This is a genomic window from Litoribacter ruber (assembly GCF_018500185.1).
Lineage (GTDB): Bacteria > Bacteroidota > Bacteroidia > Cytophagales > Cyclobacteriaceae > Litoribacter > Litoribacter ruber.
On the sequence record NZ_JAHBGI010000045.1, the window covers coordinates 1 to 1,974 of the forward strand.

The following is a 1,974-nucleotide window of genomic DNA, read 5'->3' on the forward strand; positions in this document are numbered from 1 at the left end:
GGCCAGTAGAGTAGAGCGGTCAGGGTCTAATTTAAACCCTGACCCACCCCCTCGTCAAACCGTACGTGCAGTTTTCCCGCATACGGCTTTCCTGCCGAAGTTCATCTTTGGGCATTCACAGGCCTTATTCCAGAGTTCACATAGGGAACCACCAGACCGTATTTCTTGGTAAGCAGTTCGTATGCCTCCTGACCATGGAGACGTGATTTTCTCTGGCTTTTTCGGTTGTAGAAGCGACCTATCCGTTTTCTCATGTAATCGTTCAGCTTCTTGAACGCCACCTGCGTATAGCTCACCCCCTCAATCCTATAGTTGTTGGTCCAGCCCCTTATTATCGGGTTGAGTTCTTTGACGACATCTTCCGCCTTGTAGTGGCCGATCTTTTTGAGCTTGGCGTTGATTTTCTGCCTTATCTTCTTTTGGGACTGGGGTTTTGGCAATATGTTCCAGAACCTGCTCCCTTTGTAGATAATGCTTTTGTCGTACCTGACGGTAAAGCCGAGGAAGTCGAACGGTGACTCCTTGGCCTTTACCATCTTGCTCTTTTCCTTGTTGATGGTCAGCTCCATACGTTCCAGATACCCGTATACCTTTTCCAGTGCTCCCTGACCTATATGCTGCCCCATAAGGATGAAGTCGTCCGCATATCTGATCATTTTGATACCCTGTCTGGCAAAGTACCCATCTGCCTTTCGGACAATCCTGTCCAGAAGGTTCATGTAGATATTGGCCAGCAGAGGGGATATCACCCCTCCCTGCGGTGTGCCCTTTGAGTTTTTCCTGCCTCCCGTGAACCTGCCGTCCTCCTCGGCTATCGGCGCTTTCAGCCATAGCTTGATGAGGTGCAGAACCCTCGGATCGGCAATCCTTTCCCTTAAGGCCACCATGAGTTTGTCATGTGGGATTGTGTCGAAGTATTTGCTCAGGTCCGCATCATAGACATCGTGCATCCCCTTTTTCAGGTTCTCCTTGATCTCGGTGATGGCGGTCTTTGCTGAGCGTTTCGGTCTGAAGCCGTGCGACGATTCGTCGAAGTCAGCCTCGAATATCGGTTCTACCACTGTCAGGCAGGCCCGTTGGACGACCCTGTCCCTGATTGTCGGTATCCCGAGGGGACGCTGGCCCCCGCTCTCTTTCTCTATCCATACCCGTTTTACCGCCTGCGGTTTGTAGGTGCGCGTCCTCAGCTCCTCCTTTATTTCGGAAAGGAACCTGTCGCGCCCATATTTCTCCACGGCCTCAAAGGTCATCCCGTCTATGCCTGGACTGCCTCCCTTGGATTTACATTTCCTGTAGGAGTGTTCCAGCACATAGTCCAGAAAAATCTTGTCATAGAGAACATAGAACCTATAGTCTTTGTCCTGCTTGGCTTTCTGATATAGTTTCAGGTATAACAGTCTTGACCTTTCCTGTGAGCCCATGTCCTTGCGCTTTTTCTGCGACAGTTCCATGATCTCATTTTGTACGCTCTCTTGAATACTTTCCTTCTTCAATTCTGTAATCTTTTTGTTATCTAAAACAGTTGTTTCGGCAGCAATGCCCCTTCCCTACCTTCAGGTTGTGTTGTCCTGAAGCTCAGACAGTACTATGGGCATCTCCGCATCCCTCGTCCATCGGCGGTCAATCCGATGCCGTTAGGGACCTTCCCAAGTTTCATGCGTTTCCCTTGTCATGCACGCCATCCCATCTTACTCCGTGCAGCCATAGCGGTGCAGGTTGCCGTTGCTTCCCGCTATGTATCAGGTTTCGCCACCTTAGGAAGGTTGACCGCTGCAATGTTGCGTAACGAAGTCTAACTGGGTTCATTTGCATTACGGCTTACATGACCGCTCACCGGGAACTCAGCATGCACCCGTTTCCGGCTGCATACCTCCCGACTGCTTCAGACTGAACGGCAAATTGGTCTGTGTATTCCTTTCATAATACTGGGTTATAAACTATATTTATATATAAACGCACGCTAAATGGCGTACC

1 protein-coding gene is annotated in these 1,974 nt (G+C 49.9%); it reads right to left on the bottom strand.

Features of this window, described 5'->3' with window-relative positions:
* Positions 1-101: 101 nt before the first annotated feature.
* Positions 102-1,493 (bottom strand): group II intron reverse transcriptase/maturase, encoded by a 1,392-nt coding sequence (ltrA, locus tag KIH41_RS18000; RefSeq protein WP_214163335.1) that lies wholly within the window; start codon positions 1,491-1,493, stop codon positions 102-104.
* Positions 1,494-1,974 lie beyond the last annotated feature (481 nt).